Genomic DNA, 23296 nt, shown 5'->3' with positions numbered 1-23296 from the left:
TCACAAGAATAATGCTCCTTTAAAACTAATTCTACACATTCTAACTTAAATGCATAATCATACTTGACTTTTCTTTCCATAAAAATACCCCCAAAATAGTGTCTAACTTTTTGGGGGCAGTGCAAAATAGACGGCTTTTTTTGTTATAGTAACCGTATCCAATAGAGTTGCTGAATTACATTTTATTCAATAACTCATAATACTCTTTTTCAATGGCTTCTTGATGGTTGGGATGCGCAATACGAACCAACTCGGCCGCGCGTTGACGCAATGTTTTCCCATATAAATCGGCGATTCCATTTTCAGTAATTACATAATGAATGTGAGCTCTCGTAGTAACTACACCTGCACCTTGTTTCAAAAAAGGCACAATTCTACTCAATCCCTTCTTAGTTATTGAAGGCAACGCAATGATAGCTTTCCCGCCCGGACTCAAAGAAGCCCCGCGGATAAAATCCATCTGACCCCCTACACCAGAATACATTTGAGGACCGATAGAATCTGCACAAACTTGTCCTGTTAAATCGACTTCTATAGCTGAATTTATGGCAATCATATTCGGATTTTTTCGAATGCGTGCCGTATCATTTACCATAGAGGATTCTTTCATTTCAATAAATGGATTGTCGTTCACAAAATCATACAACCGTTTGGAACCAATCAAGAATGTCGCTAAAGCTCTTCCTCGTAACGTTCCTTTATAATTACAATTGATGACATCATTTTCAATTAAATCAATAACTCCATCAGAAAACATTTCGGTATGTAAACCCAAATCTTTATGATTTTTCAGTTTACTCAAAGCAGCATTCGGAATGGACCCAATGCCCATTTGAAGCGTACTTCTGTCGTCTATTAAAGAGGCAATATACATCCCTATTTTTTCTTCCTCTGGAGTGAATGGGTCAGGCTCGTGACCATAAATAGGTACATCTACCTCAACTAAGTAATCTATTTCCGATACATGAATAATACCATCCCCAAAGGTTCTCGGCATTTGAGGATTGACTTGTGCTACAACGGTTTTGGCATTTTCAATCGCTGCTACAGTCGCCTCAACAGAAACTCCTAAAGAGCAGTATCCATGTCTGTCTGGTGGCGAGACATGGATAAATGCAACATCCAAAGGAAGGACATTTTTACGAAATAAATGTGGGAGTTCACTCAAAAAAACAGGAGTATACGATCCATTTCCTGCTTTTAAAGTGTGGCGAACATTGGCTCCAAGAAAAAACGAATTCACATGAAAACTTTCTGCGAGTTCGGGATTTGCATAACGTGCTTCTCCCTCAACATGCAAATGACAAATCTCTACATCCCTCAACTCTGAAGCACGTTCGGTGAGGGCATTGGCTAAAATCGTTGGTGCAGCGGCGGCGGCTTGAAGATACACACGGTCGCCTGATTTTACCACTTTTACAGCTTCAGCTGCGGTTACATATTTACTCATACCTATTAAATTTTGAACAAAATTATTGACAAGATTTATCAAAAAATATGACAAAACTCATATTGTAAATATACCTATTTTTTATCACATATAAATTGTATTTTTGCCCTCACAATTTTTATTAAAATGATCATTCCAAAATCAAGAGAAGAAATCGAATTAATGCGCGAAAGTGCCTTATTAGTTTCTAAAACATTAGGGGAAATTGCCAAAATCATCAAACCTGGTGTAACTACATTACAACTAGACAAACTAGCCGAAGAACACATTAGAGACCATGGAGGTGTTCCTGGTTTTTTAGGACTATATGGTTTCCCAAACACCCTTTGTGTAAGTCCAAATGCGCAAGTTGTTCATGGCATCCCAAACAGCAAACCTCTTGAGGAAGGAGATGTCATTTCTGTAGATTGTGGGGTTTTAAAAAACAATTTTTATGGCGATCATGCCTATAGTTTCGAAATTGGAGAAGTAGCACCAGAAACTAAAAAATTACTTCAAGTTACAAAAGAAAGTCTCTACATCGGTATTAAAGAATTCAAACTAGGGAACCGTGTAGAAGATGTGGGAAATGCCATTCAGAAATATTGTGAAGGACATGGGTATGGTGTGGTTCGTGAACTAGTAGGACATGGAATTGGACAAAAAATGCACGAAGATCCTGAAATGCCAAATTATGGTAAAAAAGGTCGTGGAAAATTATTTGTTGAAGGAATGGTTGTCGCTATTGAGCCTATGATAAATATGGGAACAAAGAACATCAAGCAATTGAAAGACGGTTGGACTATTTTGACAGCCGACGGAAAACCAAGTGCCCATTTCGAGCATGATGTTGCGTTAATTGATGGCAAACCTGAAATTCTTTCGACTTTCAAATACATTTATGACGCACTAGGTATTGTGAGCAATGAAGAAGACGAGTTTCGTAAAAACCCATTAAAATTGTAATGAAAAAACTATTCAAATTTATACTGAACACTATACCCCGTCCCATCTTGATTCGGCTGAGTATTGTGGTTCGACCTGTTTTAGCGTTTTTATTGAAAGGCAATCGTTTTACTGATCCTATAGACGGAAAAAGTTTTCGAATGTTTTTGCCTTATGGTTATGGAAATCAAAGAAATAATGTACTTTCTCCAAGTACACTTTCCTTAGAAAGACATCGGTTGTTGTGGTTATATTTACAAAATGAAACGGCTTTTTTTACTTCAACTGAAAAGAAAAAAGTTTTACATTTTGCCCCCGAACAGGAGTTTTACAAACGATTTAAAAAACAAAAAAACATAGACTATACAACCACCGACTTACTTTCTCCGTTAGCCGATGTGAAAGCAGATATTTGCAACTTACCGTTTAGAGACAACGAATACGATATTATTTTTTGCAATCATGTTTTAGAGCATATCCCAGACGACACAAAAGCAATGCAAGAGTTGTTTCGTGTTTTAAAACCTGGCGGAATGGGTATCTTTCAAATTCCTCAAGATTTGTCTCGTGCTACTACATTTACTGACGATTCGATTGTAGATCCGAAAGAACGTGCCAAAATATTTGGACAATACGACCATGTTCGTGTGTATGGTAGAGACTATTTTGACAAATTACGAAGTATTGGATTTACTGTTATTGAAGAAGATTATACTGCAAAACTTACTCCTGAACAAGTGGAACGTTATTGTTTAGCTCCAGGAGAAATCATACCCATCTGTTTTAAGTAAAATTTAAATTCAATTTTTATATCAGAATGTTATTTTTCATACATTTACGTCTGAAATCGACATTATGATTAAAAATATTTTCTTTTCGTTAGTCCTTTTTCTTTTGGTAGTAAAAATTTCTGCGCAAGAAAAAGAAGTGAATCCTCCTTTTTATATTAAAACTATTTCTTTTGTTCAAAACGGACAAAACGCTACTCCTATATTTATGTTGGGAGATTCCTTCCAACTTCAATTTGATGATTTACATGCTTCCGAGGAAAATTATTACTTTAGAATTACACATTGTGACTACGACTGGAAACAATCTCAATTGTCTATAAATGAATATTTAACTGGATTTAACGACCAGCGTATTCAAGATTACACCAATTCGTTCAACACCTTGCAAATCTATTCTCATTATCGCATTGCATTTCCCAACAAATTCACTCAGTTAAAAGTAAGCGGCAATTATATTATAAGCATTTTAAACGAAGATAAAGAAGTTGTTTTTTCGAGAAAATTTATTGTCTACGAAGACTTAGTTAGTGTTCCCATGCAAATAAAAAGAGCACGAAACTTAAACGATGCTAATTACAAACACAATCTTGATTTTGCGGTGAAGTCAACCTCAATCACATTTCAAAATCCATTAAATAATATAAAAGTATTGTTAATGCAAAACAGTAGATTCGACAATGCTATTACCAACATCAAACCGATGTACACCATTGGAAATGATTTGATTTACAAATATGACAAAGAAACCCAATTTTGGGCTGGAAATGAATTTCTTTTTTTTGAAAACAAAAATATACGAGCAGCCAATAATAGCATTGCACATGTAGATACCAATGGCGGACTATACAGTTGTTATTTGTACACTAATGCTTCAAGAGTTCAAAAAAGTTATACCTATTGGCCTGATATTGATGGTAATTTCTTCGTAAATAATATTTCTGCCGAAAACAACGAAATAGAATCGGATTATGCTTGGATTTATTTCTCTCTAGCTGCCGACAACACTTACCTTAATAAAAACATATACATCACAGGAATGTTTAACAATTATGTTCTTTCAGATGAAAATAAAATGGAATATAATAGCGAAAAAGGAGTTTACGAAAAAGCGATGATGATTAAACAAGGATTTACAAATTATTGCCATACCGTTGCTAGTAATGACGGCAAAGTAGACAATGAGAATTCTATAGAAGGTAATTTTTGGCAAACCGAAAACAACTATCACGCGATTATTTACTATAGAGAAAACAACCAACGTTATGATAGAGTAATCGGCAAAGGAATCGCTTCATCGACCGATATTATTAATTAATTTTTTACACTTGCGTTTTATTTTTTGTAACTTTACAAAAACTTTAGTTTATGGTTACTCAAATTACAAGAGGCATTAAGATATCTGTAAAGACCAGTTTTGAAGGAACTTACTTCAAAAATTACAAGATTCATTTTGCGTATTCTTATGAAATTACCATAGAAAATTACAGCAAAGATTCCGTTCAACTTACTTCAAGACATTGGGAGATTTTTGATTCCTTAAGCGAGGTAGAAATCGTAGACGGTGAGGGAGTTATTGGAAAAAAACCCGTACTAAAACCTGGCGAAAAATATGCCTACAGTTCGGGATGTTTATTATCTTCCACACATGGAGCTATGCGTGGTTTTTTTAACATGATAAACTTCACTTCTGGTAAAAATTTTAAAGTCTTTGTACCTACCTTTCGTTTGAGTGCCCCTTATGCCCTCAACTAAAACAAGCTTTAAAAAAGTTTCGTGACTATTGTTGTAATAAGTTCAAAAAAACCTTTGTACTTTTGTTTCAAATTACATAATTCACAACTACTGATTTATCTAATTGTTATATTTATTAATTTTCAAATAAAAAAGATATGCCAAAAGGATTCTTTCACGTACCTAATGCGGTTAATGAACCCGTAAAATCGTACGCTCCAAATTCACCTGAAAAAGCAACTGTCCTAGCAGCTTATAAAAAAATGTGGAACGAAACCGTTGATGTTCCCATGTATATTGGTTCCGAACAAATAAGAACTGGAAATACTAGAACCATGTCGGCGCCTCATGACCATCAACATATTGTTGGAACCTACCATTTAGCTGAGAAAACACATATTGAAAAAGCTATTCAGGCTGCTTTAGAAGCAAGAAAATCATGGGCAAACATGCCTTGGGAACACCGAGCTTCAATATTTTTGAAGGCCGCTGAATTAATTGCTGGGCCCTACAGAGCCAGAATCAACGCAGCAACTATGATTGCACAATCAAAAACCATTTTTCAGGCTGAGATTGATGCGTCTTGTGAATTGATTGACTTTTTACGTTATAACGTAGCATTCATGACGCAAATTTACAACGACCAACCAAAATCAGTTTCAGATATTTGGAATCGAGTAGAATATCGCCCCTTGGAAGGATTTGTTTATGCCATTACACCTTTTAACTTTACTGCTATCGCTGCCAATCTTCCTGCGAGTGCAGCCCTAATGGGAAATACTGTTGTTTGGAAACCTAGTGACAGCCAAGTTTTTTCAGCAAAAATCATTATTGACGTCTTTAAAGAAGCAGGTGTGCCTGATGGTGTTATTAATGTTGTTTTTGGTGACCCAGTGATGATTACAGATACCATTTTAGCTTCTCCCGATTTTGCAGGAGTACATTATACTGGCTCGACATTTGTTTTTAAAGAAATTTGGAAAAAAATAGGTGAAAACATTCATAAATACAAAACCTATCCAAGAATTGTGGGAGAAACTGGAGGAAAAGATTTTGTTTTAGCCCATCCCTCAGCCAACGTAAAACAAGTGGTTACAGGAATCACTCGTGGTGCTTTTGAATTCCAAGGACAAAAATGTTCAGCAGCTTCAAGGGCTTACATTCCGAAAAGTTTGTGGCCAGCTGTAAAAGAACAATTAATTATCGATGTGAACTCCATGAAAATGGGAAGTCCAGAAGATTTTTCTAATTTCATTACAGCCGTTATTCATGAAGGTTCATTCAACAAATTGGCTAGCTATATCGATCAAGCTAAAAAAGATGCAGATGCCGAAATCATTTTGGGAGGAAATTACGACAAGTCAAAAGGATATTTTATCGAACCAACGGTTATCGTAACTACGAATCCAAAATACACAACAATGGAAACCGAGCTTTTTGGTCCAGTAATTACGATTTACGTATATGAAGATGCGGCATGGAAAGAGACTTTAACATTGGTTGATGAAACATCTGAGTATGCTTTAACGGGCGCTATTTTTAGCCAAGATCGCTATGCTATTGTTGAAGCAACAAAAGCCCTAGAAAATGCAGCTGGAAACTTCTACATCAACGATAAACCTACTGGTGCTGTTGTAGGTATGCAGCCTTTTGGCGGTGCAAGAGCCTCTGGAACAAACGACAAAGCGGGTTCGATGCAAAATTTATTACGTTGGGTTTCGCCGCGCACTATCAAAGAAACGTTTGTTACACCTGAAGATTACAGATATCCTTTTCTGGGAGAATAAAACAAAAAAGAAGTACCAAACTAGACGTAAGAAGTACTAAATAATCTATAGATAAAAAGCTCAAGCAATTATGTTTGGGCTTTTTATTTTGCTGATTTATAATTTTTTGTATCTTCGTTTTTTAAAATTTTTCAAATGAAACTATTTTTCACGTCACTGTCTCTAGTTTTTGTTGTACATACAAATTTAGCACAAGACAAAACTTTCGATGCTTTAAAAGAAAAAACAAAAACCCATATTTTATACGACCGTGTCTATGCTGTTTCAAATGCAACGAAATTAAATCCTCAAAAACTAAACACAAATACATTTTTACAAGCCTACAGCGAGATTCAACGTTCCGATTTTGACCATCGCTTACCTAATGTAGATGAGCTAAAAACAGAAGCTAACAATGGTTTTATAAATCAAATAATACCTTTATCGTTGTTGATTACAGATTTTGAAACGATTAAAACAAGTGATATAACTAACGGAACCCTTTTCTTAAATTCTAAGAATGAAATGGATGTAGCTACAGGAAAAGATGTACTTTTTGATTCGCATGAGTTATGCCTTATGGGAGCTTTATTACCTAAAACAAAAAGTAAAAAAGTTGATTTCTTGTTGAAAGATAATTTAATTTTTAACACCACCTATAAAAAAATTATCAGCATTTCATACCGTTATGAGACATCTGAAAAATGGAATTTGTTAGAAATTGACCAACCTTTTCAAATCGAGTTTACTGAAAACGGCCTACAAACCATTTATTTTAAAACGAAATTATCAACCGGCGAAACTAAAGAACAATCTATTGTTTTAAATGTTGATTTTCAAGACAGAACGCTTAAGAAAAATACCACAACATCAAGTCAGAGTACTATAAATCCTATCACGGCTACAATTCCTTATCAAGGATATGATGAAACTCAGGGATTTTTAGGACAAGGAGAATACCAGATTTTTCCAGACACCGTGGATGGTGTTTTAGACAAACCCATTTTTTTACTTGATGGATTTGATCCCGGAGATTCGAGAAATATCGCAGGTATTTATTCGCTCCTAAATTATGGAACAAGTGGTCAGAATTTAGGAGACATGGTTCGCGCACAAGGCTATGATTTGGTCATACTCAATTTCCCTACATACACTAGAACAGGCACCAGCACAGTGGTTGATGGAGGTGTTGATTATATTCAACGCAATGCGATGATATTGGTAGAACTCATCAATCAAATTAATGCTCAAAAAATAGGTACCGCTAAAAATGTAGTGATTGGACCCAGTATGGGCGGTTTAATTTCACGTTATGCCCTTCGTTATATGGAACAACATGGATTAAACCATGATACCAGACTCTATTTATCTTTCGATTCTCCCCATTTAGGAGCTAATGTCCCTATTGGTTTTCAACATTTATTTAATTATTTGGGATTCGGACCTGTAGCTGATGTTACTATGCAATCCTTGGTAAACGGAATGTTGAAAAGTCCAGCAGCACGGGAAATGCTTATCGATCATTTTGAAGGCCATTTACAATCGGGAAGTGTCACAGAATTTTTGACAACTCCAACCACAGCACTTCAACCTGTTGGCTGTCCCAATTTCAGGCAAGTATTTCAAAACGAATTGAATACCATGGGATTTCCAACAACAACCAGAAACATTGCCATTGCTAATGGTGCAGGAAATGGAACCATGACAGGAACGCCTGGTATGGTGGTAATGAATCATACATTCAACACGTCTAGTACACAAAGAGCGATTATAAATTTGAATTTTACACCTTCCATTGCTCAAAATTCTATTGAAGTGAGTCATTTCAAAGGACAGCAATGGGTTATTTTTTGGTTTACAGCATATGAAAGTATCGCAAAATCTAAAGCTCCATCCTATACCGATGGTTTAGATTCTGCCCCAGGAGGACGCTATGACATGAGCTCTTTATCGTCCATGACGACAGGAAATTCGATGCTTACAGAATTCATGAACAACTTACAAATCATGTATTTTGATTTTATTCCTGCATGGAGTTCTATGTCAATTTCAAATACGACCAATTTGTATTCTCCAGTTGCAGGTAATACGGCTACTCCCTTTGTGGCTTCTTACCTTCCAAATACAAACGAAAACCACGTTACTCTGACACCTGATAATGTTACTTTTGCCTTAAATGAAATTCTTATTCCAAATTTAAATACAAATACGCAAATATTTGAAAACAATATTTGGGTAGAAAACCCTATTGAAGACGTGTTAAAATTACATTCAAATTATACGTTAACCCACGCGACATTTTCTATAACAGACGCGTTAGGCAAAACCATTTACACCTCAACAGAACAAACGATTAACTATGAAATGGAACTCCCAATTAGCTTACAAAAAGGAATTTACATTTTAACTATTCAAAGCGACCAAGGTGTTTTTGTAAAGAAATTGTGTAAATCCTAATCTACTTTATAATGGCAAGTAAACTACTTTCTTAGTTTCAAAAAATTCATCAGAAAAAAAATCTTGTAACGAAAATTCTCGGACTTCTGGGAAAGGTTGTAGTTCTTCGGTTAAATCGCCCCCTTTCAAATAAAATATTCCGTTCTTAAAATTGTGTGTTGATTTTCTTTTAATTTTTCCAGTAACCCATGAAACAAAATCGGGCATATTGGTCACGGCTCGACTCACAATAAAATCAAATTGCTCAGAGACGAGTTCGGCTCTTTTTTGTTCTGCAATCACATTTTTTAACCCAATAGCTTGCGCGACTTCATTGACTACTTTTATTTTTTTGGCAATCACATCAATCAAATAAAACTGAACCTCAGGAAACAAGATTGCCAAAGGAATACCTGGAAATCCCCCTCCTGTTCCAACATCCATTACAGAAGCACCTTGGTTAAATTGGATGATTTTGGCAATCCCTAATGAATGTAACACATGGCGCGTGTAGAGTTCGTCAATATCTTTTCGGGAAATAACATTTATTTTGGCATTCCAATCGAAATATAACTCCTGAAGTTGGGCAAACTGATGTATTTGACTTTCAGTAAGGTTAGGAAAATGATTGAGGATTTCTTCCATAAATTGATTTTTTAACAAAAATAGCACTTTTAGTTAATAATTATCATCTCTTTTAATTCGTTAAAAAATTATAATAACTACCTTTGTAACTTAATACGAATGTACTTTATGAATACCAACGCACCTGTCTTTTCTAAAAACGACAATCTAAAATTTTTTAGAACTCTAAACAAAAAAGTAAACGATTACTTCAAAGAAAACAATATCGACAAAACTGGAAACTGGAAATTACACTTAAAAACAGTCGTAATGTTTACGATTTTCTTGACTCCTTATTTCTTCTTTCTAACGATGCAAATGCCTTTCTGGACCTATCTTTTATTGAACATTGTCATCGGAATTGGCATGGCTGGTGTTGGAATGAATGTAATGCACGATGGCAATCACGGCGCTTACTCAAACAAATCATGGGTAAATAAAATTATGGGAGGAAGCATCTATATTTTAGCGGGCAATGTTTATAATTGGCAAGTGCAACACAACGTACTACACCATACCTATACCAATATTTTGGGTCATGATGAAGACTTAGAAGCAGGAAAAATACTACGCTTTACTAAAGAAGCAAAATGGCATAAACATCATAAATTCCAACAATATTATTCGATCTTTTTATATGGCTTATTGACCTTTAATTGGGCAATTACTACAGATTTTCTTCAAATGAAACGCTATTTAAAACGAAATTTATCGTATGGCGAATTTAAAAAACCTATTGTTCGGTGGACAACTCTTGTAATTACCAAAATCATCTACTTTTCTATTTGGTTGGTTATTCCTATGGTTTTAGGAATTACTTGGTGGAAAGTCCTATTAGGTTTTCTAGTGATGCATTACACCGCGGGTGTGATTTTGAGTGTAGTGTTTCAATTAGCGCATGTGGTTACTGAAACAGAAAACCCTATACCCAACGAACAAGGAGAAATAGAAAATACTTGGGCCATTCACCAGTTGTATACTACAGCAAATTTTGCCCCAAAAAATTGGTTGGTAAATTATTACACAGGAGGCTTAAACCACCAAATTGAACATCATATTTTTCCAAACATTAGTCATATTCACTACAATAAGATTGCAGAATTTGTAAAAGAAACGGCCAAAGAATGTAATTTACCTTATTACGAATTCAAAACTACAAGAGCCGCTATACTATCGCACTTTAGTCACTTGAGAGATTTAGGAAAACAACCTCAATTATCATAAAATTAACGATTGAAAAAATTTGATTTTTAATTTTTAGAATTTATAACCAACACCAAAATGAATAATCCTTTATCTGATAGAATTAACAATCTATCTACATCACAAACCCTAGCAATGGCTGCATTAGCAAGAGAATTAAAAGCTCAAGGAAAAGACATTATAAGCTTAAGTTTGGGTGAACCCGATTTCAATACGCCTGATTTCATCAAAGACGCTGCAAAAAAAGCCATCGATGAAAATTATTCGACTTATTCGCCTGTTGACGGGTATTTAGAATTGAAAGAGGCCATTTGTAGAAAATTCAAAAGGGATAATAATTTAGAGTATAAACCAGAAAATATTGTAGTCTCTACAGGAGCTAAACAATCGCTATTTAATATTGCACAATGCATGATTAATCCTGGCGATGAAGTCATTCTACCAGCACCCTATTGGGTTTCATACTATGAAATCATTAAAATAGCGGGTGGCATTCCTGTTGAAGTTCCGACTTCGGTAGAAAGTGATTTCAAAATCACACCCGAACAATTGGAAAAAGCAATTACTCCAAAAACAAAAATGATTTGGTACAGTTCGCCATGTAATCCAAGTGGTTCCGTTTATAATAGAGAAGAATTGACCGCTTTATCAAAAGTGATATTAAACCAACCCAACGAAATTTATGTAGTTTCCGATGAAATTTATGAGCACATCAATTTTTCCGGTACGTTTTGCAGTATAGCTTCCATTCCAGGGATGTTTGAAAGAACGATTACTGTTAACGGGGTAGCCAAAGCCTTTGCTATGACGGGATGGAGAATTGGATACATCGGTGCACCTGAAGGTATTGCCAAAGCGTGTACTAAAATGCAAGGACAAGTTACTTCTGGAGCCAATTCTATTGCACAAAGAGCCACAATTACTGCAGTAGACGCCGATCCAAGTGTGTTAAATGACATGGTTGCTGCTTTCAAAGGCCGTAGAGATTTAGTAGTTGGTTTAGTAAAAGATATTCCTGGATTCAAATTGAATGTTCCAGAAGGGGCTTTCTACGTTTTTCCAGATATTTCCTATTACTTTGGAAAAACCTTACGTGGAAAAGTAATCCTCAACGCCGATGATTTTTCGATGTATTTGTTGTCCGAAGCCAATGTGGCTACCGTAACAGGAGATGCCTTTGGAAATCCAAATTGTATACGTTTTTCGTATGCTACTAGCGAAGCTTTATTGACCGAGGCTATGAAACGAATTAAAGAAGCATTAGTATAAAATTTCAATAAACAAAATACAAATTCAAATAGATAGCAAACCTCAAAATTCAAGTTTTGAGGTTTTTTATTCGTTTAACATCCGAATCACTTTCGCCGGATTTCCAACAGCGAGTGAATGATCTGGAATATCTTTGGTTACAACCGAACCTGCGCCAATTGTGCAACCGTTTCCAATTTTCACACCTGGACAAATAACCGTGTTTCCTCCGACCCAACAATCATCTCCAATTGAAACTGGTTTTGAAAACTCAACCGTTCGCCTATCAATAGCATCAAGGGGATGGGTGGCAGTATAAATATGAACTCCAGGACCAAAAAACACATTATTCCCTATTTCAATTTTCATGGTGTCCAAGACCACACAATTCACATTAAAATACACATTTTCTCCCGAATGGATATTATACCCATAATCGCAATGAAATGGGGGTTCGATGTACAAACGCTTGTGCGCATGGGGCATCAGTTCACGTATAATATTTCGCGCATTGCCATTCATTACATATTCTGTAACATTCAATCGATGCAGAAGTTTTTTAGCCCGTAGCCGCTCAGCAATGAGGACTTTATCATTAGCAAAATAGATTTCGCCGTCGAGCATTTTCTCTTTTTCGGTTTTCATAAGTTACTGTTATACCTCCCAAATATAATATTTCTATTTTTTGAAATTATATTTATTAATTTAATAAAAGAAAAATAATTTTGTATTGTAAATTTGTATTATAATTTATCAAAATGAAAACATCAGTTTTACACAAAGCAAATACAAGAGGTCACGCCAATCACGGTTGGTTAAACGCCTACCACAGTTTTAGTTTCGCAAGTTGGTACAATCCCGAAAGAGTGCAATTTGGAATGTTGCGCGTTTTAAACGACGACACCATAGCAGCTGGAATGGGTTTTGGGACGCACCCGCACGACAACATGGAAATCATTACCATTCCACTAGAAGGTGATTTGGCGCACAAAGACAGCATGGGAAATGCATCAACCATTAAAACTGGCGACGTACAAGTAATGAGTGCTGGAACTGGAATTCAACACAGTGAATTTAATCCGAATCATGACCAACATACTAAATTATTTCAGATTTGGTTGTTTCCGAAATATAGAAATGTAACCCCGCGCTACCAACAAATTACATTGGATGTAACCAAACAAAAAAATGATTTTGCGCAAATCCTTTCTCCAAATGCCGACGATGAAGGCGTATGGATTTATCAAGACGCTTGGTTCTATCTAAGTGATTTTGACGCTGGTTTTTCAAAAAAACTTTCGCTAAAAAAAGAAGGCAACGGATTTTACATCATGAATATTGAAGGCAAAATCGAAGTAAATGGGGAACAATTAGAAAAAAGAGACGCACTTGGCGTTTGGGATACCAAAGAAATTGAAATCAAAGCCAATACCAATGCCAAGTTTTTAGTGATGGAAATTCCAATGGAACAATGAGATTAACGATTGATGAATAACGATTATAGAATTTAGAACAGAATATGAACCCAGAATTACAACGTCAATTGACAGGAATTTTAAGTGGTATTGAATTATAGTTTTTTAAAGAAAAAATCAGGGTACAAAATAATCTTAGCAATATAAATCGGAGCATCAAACGTTGTGTTGAGCACCGATTTTTTATTTAATAAATTCCGATGTCCTATTCCAGCACCTACCCCAATCCAAGGTACTATTTTATAATTTACTTGTCCCGAGATTTCGTTAACATAGACTGCTACATCCACATCACTCACAACATCATTATTGATTTCTTTAGTAAAATTAGGCCTACCAAAACCCACTTGTTCCGTGGCAAAACACTCCCATTTTTTGTTTTTGTAAAGAATCCAATCGTTAAAAATGCTTACATACCAAAAACTAATTTTATTGGTTTCTTGTGCATTAACCTTTCTATTGAAATACTCTATATAAACTGGATTCATTACTATCGAACCGCCTAAACCAAATCGTGTTAGTTTGCGATATTGCACTCCAACTTTGCCTCCAAATACTGTAACTTCCTTACCACGAATACTTGAGAACCGATTGTCTAATTGAAAAGCAAACTTCCATTTATTTGAGGTTTCTTGACTAAAAGAAGGCATCAAAAAAATAAAAACACGGCAGTAAATAAGGCTTGAAATTGATTCATGAAAATAGCGCATTGAAACGTTAGACAAAACTACTCACAAAAGGTTTAACGATTAGGTTAATGAAATGCTAAAGTTTACGATTAAAAAGTCTGAAGTTGCAAATGAAATTTTAGTATTTTTGTCGTGGTTTTCGAGGAACTTTTAAACTCTTAAACTCTTAAACTCTCAAAATCACATTTATGAAAGCATACGTATTTCCAGGTCAAGGCGCACAGTTCACGGGAATGGGCAAAGACTTATATGAAAACTCAGAATTAGCCAAAGAATTATTTGAAAAAGCCAACGAAATATTAGGCTTTCGCATCACCGACATCATGTTTGAAGGTACTGCCGATGAATTAAAAGAAACCAAAGTAACGCAACCTGCGGTTTTTTTACACTCAGTGATTCAAGCCAAAACCTTAGAAAATTTCAAACCCGAAATGGTTGCTGGTCATTCATTAGGCGAGTTTTCAGCTCTAGTAGCTAATGGCGCTTTGTCTTTTGAAGATGGACTGAGATTAGTATCAAAACGAGCTCTGGCCATGCAAAAAGCGTGTGAAATAACTCCTTCAACTATGGCAGCCGTTCTAAATCTCGACGATAAAATTGTAGAAGACATTTGTGCTTCTATTGATGGTGTTGTCGTAGCTGCCAATTACAACTGCCCAGGACAATTGGTGATTTCTGGCGAATACAAAGCCGTGGAATTGGCTTGTGAAAAGCTGAAAGAAGCTGGAGCCAAACGCGCTTTAATTTTACCTGTTGGTGGTGCCTTCCATTCACCTATGATGGAACCTGCAAGAGAAGAATTAGCAGCAGCTATAGAAGCCACTACGTTTTCTACTCCAATTTGTCCTGTCTATCAAAACGTAACTGCAAGTGCCGTTTCTGATGCTGATGAGATTAAGAAAAACCTCATCATCCAATTAACTGCTCCTGTAAAATGGACGCAATCGGTACAACAAATGATTGCAGACGGAGCCACAAGTTTCACAGAGGTAGGTCCTGGCAAAGTTTTAGTGGGACTCGTAAACAAAATCAACAAAGAAGTTGAAACGATTTCGGCTTAATTCTCAAACTATTATGAAAAAAATAATTTTATCATTGGCTATCATCTCTTTGTTATTTTCTTGCAAAGAAGAAACGAAAGAAAAATTGGAAGATGCTAAGGAAGCGGTAAGTACTGAAGTGAAAGAAAACATCGATTCGGCAAAAATAAAAGCAGCAAAAGAACTCGATTCAGCGAAACAAAAAGTCAAAGCAAAAATGGATACCGTTGTGATTAAAAGCGCAGAAAAATTGGAAACCGCAGCCAAAAGAATGAAAGAAGCTATAAAAAAATAACCAAAAAAATTCCGAAGCGTACTTCGGAATTTTTTTATATATTCATTATTGTTGTCTAATTTTCTGCTCCCATTTCCAAGCACTAGCCAAACTCTCTTCTAAACTGGATTGTGCTTTCCAACCCAAAACTGTATTTGCCTTATCGATATTGGCGTAAGCTTCAGTAATATCACCTTCTCTTCGGCCTACAATTTGATAGTTCAATTTCTGTCCCGATACTTTTTCAAAAGCGGTTATAACCTCTAAAACCGAACTTCCTTTTCCTGTACCCAGATTGAAGGTTTCTACTTTATCGGCATTGTTTTTTTCAAGCAGTCGTTTTAGAGCAACCACGTGCGCTTTGGCCAAATCAACCACGTGAATATAATCTCGAATTGCCGTTCCATCTGCCGTAGGATAATCATCCCCAAATACCGAAAGTTTTTCACGCAATCCGATAGCAGTTTGTGTAATAAAAGGGACTAAATTTTGCGGAACTCCTAATGGCAATTCCCCAATTTCAGCACTTGGATGTGATCCAATCGGATTAAAATAGCGAAGTAAAATAGCGTTTATATGAGTTACTTTAGCCACATCGGTGATGATTTCTTCACCTATTTGCTTGGTGTTACCATAAGGCGACATCGCTTGCTGCACCGGAGCATCTTCGGTTATCGGCATTTTTTCGGCTTGACCATAAACGGTACATGACGAACTGAAGATGAAATTAACATTGGGTAAAGCAGCCAACTCTTGTAAAACATATACCAAAGCACTAATGTTATTTTCATAATACAATAACGGATTTTCAACGCTTTCTCCGACCGCTTTGGATGCAGCGAAGTGAATCACACCAGCCACGTCGTTATGTTTTTTAAAGAAATTCTGAACCGAGGCTTTATCGCGCAAATCCATCTTTTCAAAAATGGGTTTCTTTCCTGTAATGTTGAAAATTCCATCCAAAACCTTTTCAGATGAATTGGAAAGATTATCAATGGCAACTACTTCAAATCCTTCGTTTTGCAATTCCACAACCGTGTGTGAACCAATAAAACCTAAACCTCCTGTGACTACTATTTTCATTTTTTTAGCTATTAGCTAACAGCTGACAGCTAACAGCTAAAACTGTAAACTGTAAACTGTAAACCTATATTAATATTAAACGTATTCCAAAACACTATCTGTGATAAATTTAATTTGCTCGTCATCCAACTCCGTGTGCATGGGCAAAGCAATTACCTCTTTACACAATTGGTTGGTTACTGGAAAATCTTCCTCTTTGTAACGTGCGTCTGCATAAGCCTTCTGACTGTGTAAAGGTATGGGGTAATAAATCGCACATGGAATTCCTTTACTTTGCAAATGCTCCAACAAGCCATCACGTTTTCCATTTAAAATTCGAATTACGTATTGGTGAAATACATGACAATCGCACGAATCACAAAGGGTTGGCGCCCAAATATTAGAAGAAACGCTCAAAAGAGATGAATATTGTCTTGCTGCATCTTGTCGCGCTTTGTTGTAGGCATCCAAATGAGGTAATTTTGCTTTCAAAATACCCGCTTGAATACTATCCAAACGTGAGTTTACTCCCACTACATCGTGATGGTAACGTTCATACATACCGTGATTGACAATACCACGTAACTTGTGCGCTAAAGCATCATCATTCGTAAAAATTGCACCTCCATCGCCATAACATCCTAAATTTTTAGATGGAAAAAACGAGGTGGCACCCACGTGTCCGATCGTTCCCACTTTCTTTTTAGAACCATCTTTTGAGGTATAATCGGCCCCAATCGCTTGGGCATTATCTTCAATGACATATAAATTATGTGCTGCCGCAAGTTCCATAATCGCATCCATGTTAGCCGCTCTTCCAAACAAATGCACTGGAACAATCGCTTTGGTTTTGGGTGTAATCGCTTTGCGAATGCCTTCCAACGAAATGTTCATATTATTTACATCTACATCTACCAAAACCGGTGTCAATTGCAACAAAGCAATCACTTCAACCGTTGCAGCAAATGTAAAATCTGCAGTAATTACCTCATCCCCTGGTTTTAAACCCAATCCCATCATGGCGATTTGCAACGCATCGGTTCCATTAGCACACGGAATAACGTGTTTTACTCCTAAATATTTCTCTAAATCGGCTTGAAATTGATGAACCAAAGGTCCGTTTATATATGTATTGGTATCTAAAACTTCCTGAATGGACGCATTTACTTGGTCTTTAATTTTTTCGTATTGACTTTTTAAGTCAACCATTTGCAGTTTTCTCATGGTTTCAAAAATTGAGTTACAAAAGTATACTTTTTCTTATTATTTGAAGCAAATGGTTTGGGCTTTTTTGCAGACTATTTTCCCGCTTTTGTCACGCACGGCGTTTCCGTCAATCGGGGCTAGACAGCCATCGCCTTTTGTAAAATAAATTGCTTACTTTAGCCACACAAATCAACAACATGCTTTTTCTATACAATTTAATTATTCATTTTTCATCGCTGGTTGTAAAACTATTGGTCATTTTCAGTCCGAAAATGAAACTATTTGTCAACGGCAGAAAGGAAGTTTTTCTGACACTACAGAGTAAAATCAACAGTAATGACCAAACTATTTGGTTTCATGCCGCATCGTTGGGCGAATACGAACAAGGGTTACCTGTTATCGAAAAAATAAAAGTTCAATATCCTAATCACAAAATTGTGGTGACATTCTTTTCACCTTCAGGTTACGAAGTTCGAAAAAACAACACCGTTGCCGATGTTACAGTATATTTACCTTTGGATACTAAATCAAATGCTCAAAAATTCATCGATTCGATTCATCCCGAAAGGGTATTTTTCATCAAATATGAATATTGGCCCAACTATTTGAACGAACTAAAAAAACGAAACATCAAAACCTATTTAATTTCTGGAATTTTCAGAGAAAAACAAGCTTTTTTCAAATGGTATGGTGGTTTTTATAGAAATGCCTTGAAAACTTTCGACTCCTTTTTTGTACAAAACGAAAGCTCTAAAAATTTATTAGTAAGCATCGGTTTCATTAATGTAAAAATTTCGGGCGATACACGTTTTGATCGTGTAGTTTCGATTTTAGAACGAGACAATTCGTTGGATTTTATTGAACAATTCAAAAACAACAAACCAACAATCGTGGTTGGAAGTTCATGGCCTAAAGACGAAAATTTGTTGGTGAATTATATTAATAATGCACCCGATGCTGTAAAATTCATTATTGCACCGCATAATATCAAATCGGAACAAATTCAGGAATTGAAAAATTCCATCACAAAAAAAACTATTTTATTTTCGGAAGTACAGACAAATCGCGATTTGTCCCTCCGTGATTATGATATTTTCATCATCGACACCATTGGAATTTTGACCAAAATCTATTCTTACGCTGATATCGCTTATGTGGGCGGCGGATTTGGACAGCCAGGGGTGCACAACATTTTAGAACCCGCTACCTTTGGGGTGCCCATCGTCATCGGACCCAATTATTCCCATTTTGCTGAAGCAACGGCCTTAGTACATTTAGAAGGATGTCTTTCCATTTCCAATCAAAACGAATTGAATAATGCGTTCAATCTTTTAATTCACAACGAAGATGAACGTCATGAAAAAGGACATATTTGTGCTACCTTTGTTCAAATGAATAAAGGAGCGACAGAGGTCATTTTGAAGCACATTTATTAATTCCTAACTAAATAGCAATGCACTATGAAAAATAAATTAGACATTCTACAAGAAAAAACGAAAGCATTACTGCTAAACTACCCACTAGTTTTACTATTGTCATTAGCTACGGTAATTGTTATTATTTGTGGAATAGAAAACGAACCTAAAAAAGAGGAGGCATATTTTTTAATGCGTCTAGGAATTACTTTTGCCTTAGGAATTTCTTCTCAATTTGCCTTAAAAATGCTTGCACAAAGAATCAAAAAAGGATTCGTTTGGCAACTTGTTGGTCTACTTTTTTTAGTTGTTTTTTTCTTCATCTTTCCACGTGATGAGAAAAATTTTTCTGAAAACTATGGATTTATCATTGTTCCTACTTTTATTCTTTCTCATTTATTAGTAGCATTTATTTCGTTTACAAAAAAAGAACATCAAGAACGAAATTTTTGGGAATACAACAAGAATCTATTTGTTAACCTATTTCTAACTGCTATTTTTACTGGAGTATTAACCGGTGGGGTTCAACTAGCTTTAGTAGCGATTCAAGAATTATTTAACATCCATTTTGAAGGAAAAATTTATGCAGAAACGTTTGCCACACTATCCATTTTTGGAAGCAGTGTTATTTTCTTACTTTTTGGTGAATCGGGATTAGAATACCTAGAAAAAGAAGGGACTTATCCTGTAATTTTAAAATTCTTTACTCAATTTATTTTAATTCCTTTACTGATTATTTATGCAGTGATATTATACTTTTATTGCTCAAAAATTATTATCCATTGGGAGTTACCGCGTGGTTGGGTCTCTTATTTAGTTCTTGCCTATTCAATAGTGGGAATTTTTGCTCTATTACTTGTACATCCTTTACAAAAAGAAAAAACAAGATCATGGATTATCCTATTTAGTAAAATATTTTACTATACCCTAATTCCTTTAATTGCGTTACTTTTTGTAGCTATTTTCACTAGAGTACTTCAATATGGTTTTACAGAACCTCGATACTTTGTATTATTGATTTCGGTGTGGTTGACTTCGGTTATGTTTTATTTCATTTTTTTAAAAAAAGCTACCATTAAATTCATTCCGATTTCCTTATTTATATTTGGTGTTTTTGCCTTAATTTTTCCCTACTTTAATGCTTTTTCTGTTTCAAAAAGAAGCCAAGAAAATGAACTTAAACAATTACTTATAAAAAATAAATTGGAAGTAAATGGCAAAATTAATTTTAATGCACCCATTGTAGATTCTATTAAAACCCAAATAGAAAATAAATTTGAATTTTTAAACGACCGATTGGACAAAGAATTTCTTAAAACACTAGTAGATGCTAAAACCCAAACGTTAGTGGATAAAGACAAATATTGGTATAATGATTTATTCAAAAATGTAACATTCACTTCTAAAGATTCGGAGGATTATTTAAGAATTTACACCAATAAAAACAGTTATAAAATCAATGATTATGAGTATTTACTAAAAAGTGATTATCGTGCCGAGCTAGAATCATCTCTTGGCAAAGATAAAATCAAAATTAGTAATAATTGCAATGATAAAAATCCCTCTTTTGAAATAAAAATAAATGAAGAAGCGAAGGATGTAATGCCTCAAATTAGAGAATTTTGTAACCACTATAAATCAGTTTCCAAAGAAGTTTTAGTCGATGATTTATCCTTTACTGTTGATTTTAAAAACTACCAAATAAAAATTATTTTTGACTCCATCAATTGGTATAGAAAAGATAAAACTATAAATATTGAAGGAGCAACCTATCTCATAAAATCAAACTAAATAACTATGAAATTTTTAAAATTAGCACTCTTATTATTTATCGTTCAAACTCAAGCGCAACAAGGCGGTATGTGGATTCCGTCATTGCTGAAAGGCATGAACGAAACCGAAATGAAAAATTTAGGCATGAAAATTTCTGCCGAGGAAATTTATTCGGTAAATCATTCCAGCTTGAAAGATGCTGTTCCCCAATTTGATGGGGGGTGTACAGCCGAAGTGATTTCAGATAAAGGTTTACTATTAACCAACCATCATTGCGGTTTTGACGCCATCCAAAATCATTCCTCCATAGAACACGATTATTTAAAAGATGGTTTTTGGGCCTATAAAATGGAAGACGAATTAAGCAACCCTTCTATGGTGGTTATGTTTGTAATTCGCATTGAAGATGTAACCCAAAAAGTTCTTGAAGGAACCGAAGTTTTTTCTGCTGAAGCTTATAAACAAAAAAGGATTCAGGATAATATTGCCTACTTGAGCAGCACGCTACCAAAAGAGGTTTGGCAAGAAAATAAAATCAAAAGTTTTTATGATGGCAATCAATACCTTTTGTTTGTTACTGAAACTTTTAAAGATGTACGCCTAGTAGGAGCACCTCCAAGTGCAATTGGAAAATTTGGTTCTGATACCGACAATTGGGTTTGGCCTCGTCATACTGGCGACTTTTCACTATTCAGAATTTATGCAGATAAAAACAATCATCCAGCACCATATTCTACAGATAACGTGCCCTACAAACCTAAACACTTCTTTCCTATTTCCATAACAGGAGTGGCTGAAAATGATTTTACTATGGTCATGGGCTACCCAGGCCGTACCACAGAATATTTACCCTCAATAGCGGTTGAACAACTTATAAACAGCTCTAACCCTGCAAAAATAGAAATTCGAGATGCAGCCTTAAAGATTCAAGATCGTTTCATGAGAAAAGACCCAGCAATTAAAATTCAATACGCATCAAAATATGCTAGTGTGGCCAATTATTGGAAAAAATGGATGGGAGAAACAAAAGGATTGAAAAAAGCCAATGCGGTGGAAGCAAAACAAAAATTTGAAAAAGCGTTTCAAGAAAAAGTACTAAAAGCGGGTAAAGAAAAAGAATATGGAAGTTTGTTGAGCGACTTTCAAAAAAACTATTCCGACATCAAAGATTTTGCCTTAGCGCGAGACTATTTTAATGAAATTTTTGTTCGAAATTGTGAAATTCTTTCCATTGGATATAAATTATTCCAATTAGAACAATTGATCAACACCAAAGGAGAACAAGCTTTTATGGATAGAAAAAACGCTTTATCCAAAGGGATTGATGATTTTTATAAAGATTACAACGCAACTGTAGATAAGAATGTTTTCGAACAACTTGTTCAATTGTATCTTACAAAATCACCAAACCAATTTCTTCCCGAGAAGTTTAACAACATCAATGTTTATGATTTAACAGCATCTATTTTTTCAAATTCAAAACTAACCTCTCTTGATGGTTTTCGAGAACTTTTAGAGGGAGAGGATTCCAAGACAGTACTTGAAAAACTAAATAAAGATGTTGGATATATCTTTGTAAAAACTGCTGCTAATGTTTACAGCATCAACGTCCAACCTATGTATGATGAAATCAATTTAAAAATCACCGCGACACAACGAAAATATATGAAAGCCATAGTCGCATTGAGTTCAAAATCGGATCGCATTTTCCCAGATGCCAACAGCACGCTTCGTGTAACGTATGGAAAAGTAAAAGGATACAAACCTAATGATGCTGTATACTATGAGCCTTTCACCACTTTGGACGGAGTCATAGAAAAATATATTCCTGGAGATTATGAATTTGATGTTCCTCAAAAACTTATTGACTTATATAAAAACAAAGACTATGGCATTTATGGCTCGAAAGGGAAAATGCCCGTGTGTTTCTTGGCAACCAATCACACTACAGGAGGAAATTCTGGAAGTCCAGCCTTGGATGCCAAAGGCAATCTGATTGGTTTAAATTTTGACCGTGTTTGGGAAGGAACCATGAGTGATGTGTATTATTCGGCCGACATTTGTAGAAACATTATGGTTGATGTGCGCTACATTTTATTCATCATTGATAAATATGCTGGGGCTAAAAACATTATCAATGAGCTAAAAATCAACAAATAACGTAATTTAATATATTTTTTATTAAAATT

General features: G+C 35.3%; 20 protein-coding genes. 14 read left to right on the top strand and 6 right to left on the bottom strand.

From position 1 onward, the window contains the following. Positions 1–175: 175 nt before the first annotated feature. Positions 176–1450 (bottom strand): acetyl-CoA hydrolase/transferase family protein, encoded by a 1275-nt coding sequence (locus tag CLV55_RS08315; protein ID WP_112113287.1) that lies wholly within the window; start codon positions 1448–1450, stop codon positions 176–178. A gap of 126 nt (positions 1451–1576) precedes the next feature. Here CLV55_RS08315 and map point away from each other — a divergent pair, with 126 nt between their 5' ends. The 6 genes from map (at position 1577) to CLV55_RS08285 (ending at position 9119) form a co-directional block, all read left to right on the top strand. After that, positions 1577–2395: a type I methionyl aminopeptidase gene (gene map / locus CLV55_RS08310; protein ID WP_112113286.1), complete on the top strand. Its 819-nt coding sequence runs from the start codon at positions 1577–1579 to the stop codon at positions 2393–2395. Continuing rightward, positions 2395–3165 (top strand): class I SAM-dependent methyltransferase, encoded by a 771-nt coding sequence (locus CLV55_RS08305; protein WP_112113285.1) that lies wholly within the window; start codon positions 2395–2397, stop codon positions 3163–3165. Before map ends, CLV55_RS08305 begins: the two co-directional genes overlap by 1 nt. Positions 3166–3229: 64 nt before the next feature. Then, positions 3230–4480 (top strand): type IX secretion system plug protein, encoded by a 1251-nt coding sequence (locus tag CLV55_RS08300; RefSeq protein ID WP_112113284.1) that lies wholly within the window; start codon positions 3230–3232, stop codon positions 4478–4480. Between the two features lie 50 nt (positions 4481–4530). Then, entirely contained in the window at positions 4531–4917 is a 387-nt protein-coding gene (gene apaG / locus CLV55_RS08295) for a Co2+/Mg2+ efflux protein ApaG (RefSeq protein ID WP_112113283.1), read from the top strand. 137 nt (positions 4918–5054) lie between these two features. Beyond that, positions 5055–6683, top strand: a complete 1629-nt coding sequence (gene pruA, locus CLV55_RS08290; RefSeq protein WP_112113282.1) for an L-glutamate gamma-semialdehyde dehydrogenase — start codon at positions 5055–5057, stop codon at positions 6681–6683. 135 nt (positions 6684–6818) lie between these two features. Next, positions 6819–9119, top strand: coding sequence for a T9SS type A sorting domain-containing protein (locus CLV55_RS08285; protein WP_112113281.1), 2301 nt, complete (start codon positions 6819–6821; stop codon positions 9117–9119). Positions 9120–9125: 6 nt separating this feature from the next. Here the strand turns inward: CLV55_RS08285 and rsmG are convergent, their stop codons facing one another. Then, a complete protein-coding gene (gene rsmG, locus CLV55_RS08280; protein WP_112113280.1) occupies positions 9126–9743 on the bottom strand; it encodes a 16S rRNA (guanine(527)-N(7))-methyltransferase RsmG in 618 nt (205 codons plus the stop codon). A 108-nt stretch (positions 9744–9851) separates the two neighbouring features. On the opposite strand from rsmG, the gene CLV55_RS08275 reads away from it, so the two are divergent. Next, positions 9852–10946, top strand: coding sequence for a fatty acid desaturase family protein (locus tag CLV55_RS08275; protein WP_112113279.1), 1095 nt, complete (start codon positions 9852–9854; stop codon positions 10944–10946). A gap of 57 nt (positions 10947–11003) precedes the next feature. Further along, positions 11004–12194 (top strand): pyridoxal phosphate-dependent aminotransferase, encoded by a 1191-nt coding sequence (locus CLV55_RS08270; protein WP_112113278.1) that lies wholly within the window; start codon positions 11004–11006, stop codon positions 12192–12194. Positions 12195–12260: 66 nt separating this feature from the next. On the opposite strand, the gene CLV55_RS08265 is transcribed toward CLV55_RS08270, so the two are convergent. After that, positions 12261–12818 carry a sugar O-acetyltransferase gene (locus CLV55_RS08265; protein ID WP_112113277.1) on the bottom strand — a complete coding sequence of 186 codons (558 nt, stop codon included), beginning with the start codon at positions 12816–12818 and terminating at the stop codon, positions 12261–12263. 113 nt (positions 12819–12931) lie between these two features. Between CLV55_RS08265 and CLV55_RS08260 the strand changes: the two genes are divergently transcribed. Then, entirely contained in the window at positions 12932–13648 is a 717-nt protein-coding gene (locus tag CLV55_RS08260) for a pirin family protein (RefSeq protein ID WP_112113276.1), read from the top strand. Between the two features lie 95 nt (positions 13649–13743). Here CLV55_RS08260 and CLV55_RS08255 read toward each other — a convergent pair whose 3' ends face one another. Next, positions 13744–14373: a hypothetical protein gene (locus tag CLV55_RS08255; protein WP_245902697.1), complete on the bottom strand. Its 630-nt coding sequence runs from the start codon at positions 14371–14373 to the stop codon at positions 13744–13746. A gap of 152 nt (positions 14374–14525) precedes the next feature. Between CLV55_RS08255 and fabD the strand changes: the two genes are divergently transcribed. Together fabD and CLV55_RS08245 are read left to right on the top strand one after the other, a co-directional pair. Next, positions 14526–15398 carry an ACP S-malonyltransferase gene (gene fabD, locus CLV55_RS08250; protein WP_112113274.1) on the top strand — a complete coding sequence of 291 codons (873 nt, stop codon included), beginning with the start codon at positions 14526–14528 and terminating at the stop codon, positions 15396–15398. A gap of 13 nt (positions 15399–15411) precedes the next feature. After that, positions 15412–15672, top strand: a complete 261-nt coding sequence (locus tag CLV55_RS08245) for a hypothetical protein (RefSeq protein ID WP_112113273.1) — start codon at positions 15412–15414, stop codon at positions 15670–15672. Between the two features lie 45 nt (positions 15673–15717). Here the strand turns inward: CLV55_RS08245 and galE are convergent, their stop codons facing one another. Both galE and CLV55_RS08235 read right to left on the bottom strand, forming a co-directional pair. Next, positions 15718–16734 (bottom strand): UDP-glucose 4-epimerase GalE, encoded by a 1017-nt coding sequence (gene galE, locus CLV55_RS08240; RefSeq protein ID WP_112113272.1) that lies wholly within the window; start codon positions 16732–16734, stop codon positions 15718–15720. A 75-nt stretch (positions 16735–16809) separates the two neighbouring features. Continuing rightward, on the bottom strand, positions 16810–17937 hold the full coding sequence (locus CLV55_RS08235) for a DegT/DnrJ/EryC1/StrS family aminotransferase (protein WP_112113271.1): 1128 nt from the start codon (positions 17935–17937) through the stop codon (positions 16810–16812). 179 nt (positions 17938–18116) lie between these two features. Between CLV55_RS08235 and CLV55_RS08230 the strand changes: the two genes are divergently transcribed. The 3 genes from CLV55_RS08230 to CLV55_RS08220 are packed head-to-tail and all read left to right on the top strand — an operon-like array spanning position 18117 to position 23267. After that, positions 18117–19355, top strand: coding sequence for a 3-deoxy-D-manno-octulosonic acid transferase (locus CLV55_RS08230; protein ID WP_112113297.1), 1239 nt, complete (start codon positions 18117–18119; stop codon positions 19353–19355). A 24-nt stretch (positions 19356–19379) separates the two neighbouring features. Then, the gene (locus CLV55_RS08225; RefSeq protein ID WP_112113270.1) at positions 19380–21125 is read left to right on the top strand and encodes a DUF4153 domain-containing protein; all 1746 of its coding nucleotides are present in this window, start codon (positions 19380–19382) and stop codon (positions 21123–21125) included. Positions 21126–21131: 6 nt separating this feature from the next. Further along, entirely contained in the window at positions 21132–23267 is a 2136-nt protein-coding gene (locus CLV55_RS08220) for a S46 family peptidase (protein WP_112113269.1), read from the top strand. The last annotated feature ends 29 nt before the right edge of the window (positions 23268–23296 follow it).

The sequence above is a fragment of the Flavobacterium aciduliphilum genome (assembly GCF_003268855.1).
GTDB lineage: Bacteria > Bacteroidota > Bacteroidia > Flavobacteriales > Flavobacteriaceae > Flavobacterium > Flavobacterium aciduliphilum.
Note: the sequence above shows the minus strand (reverse complement) of the source record. Positions and strands in the feature narration are given on the sequence as shown.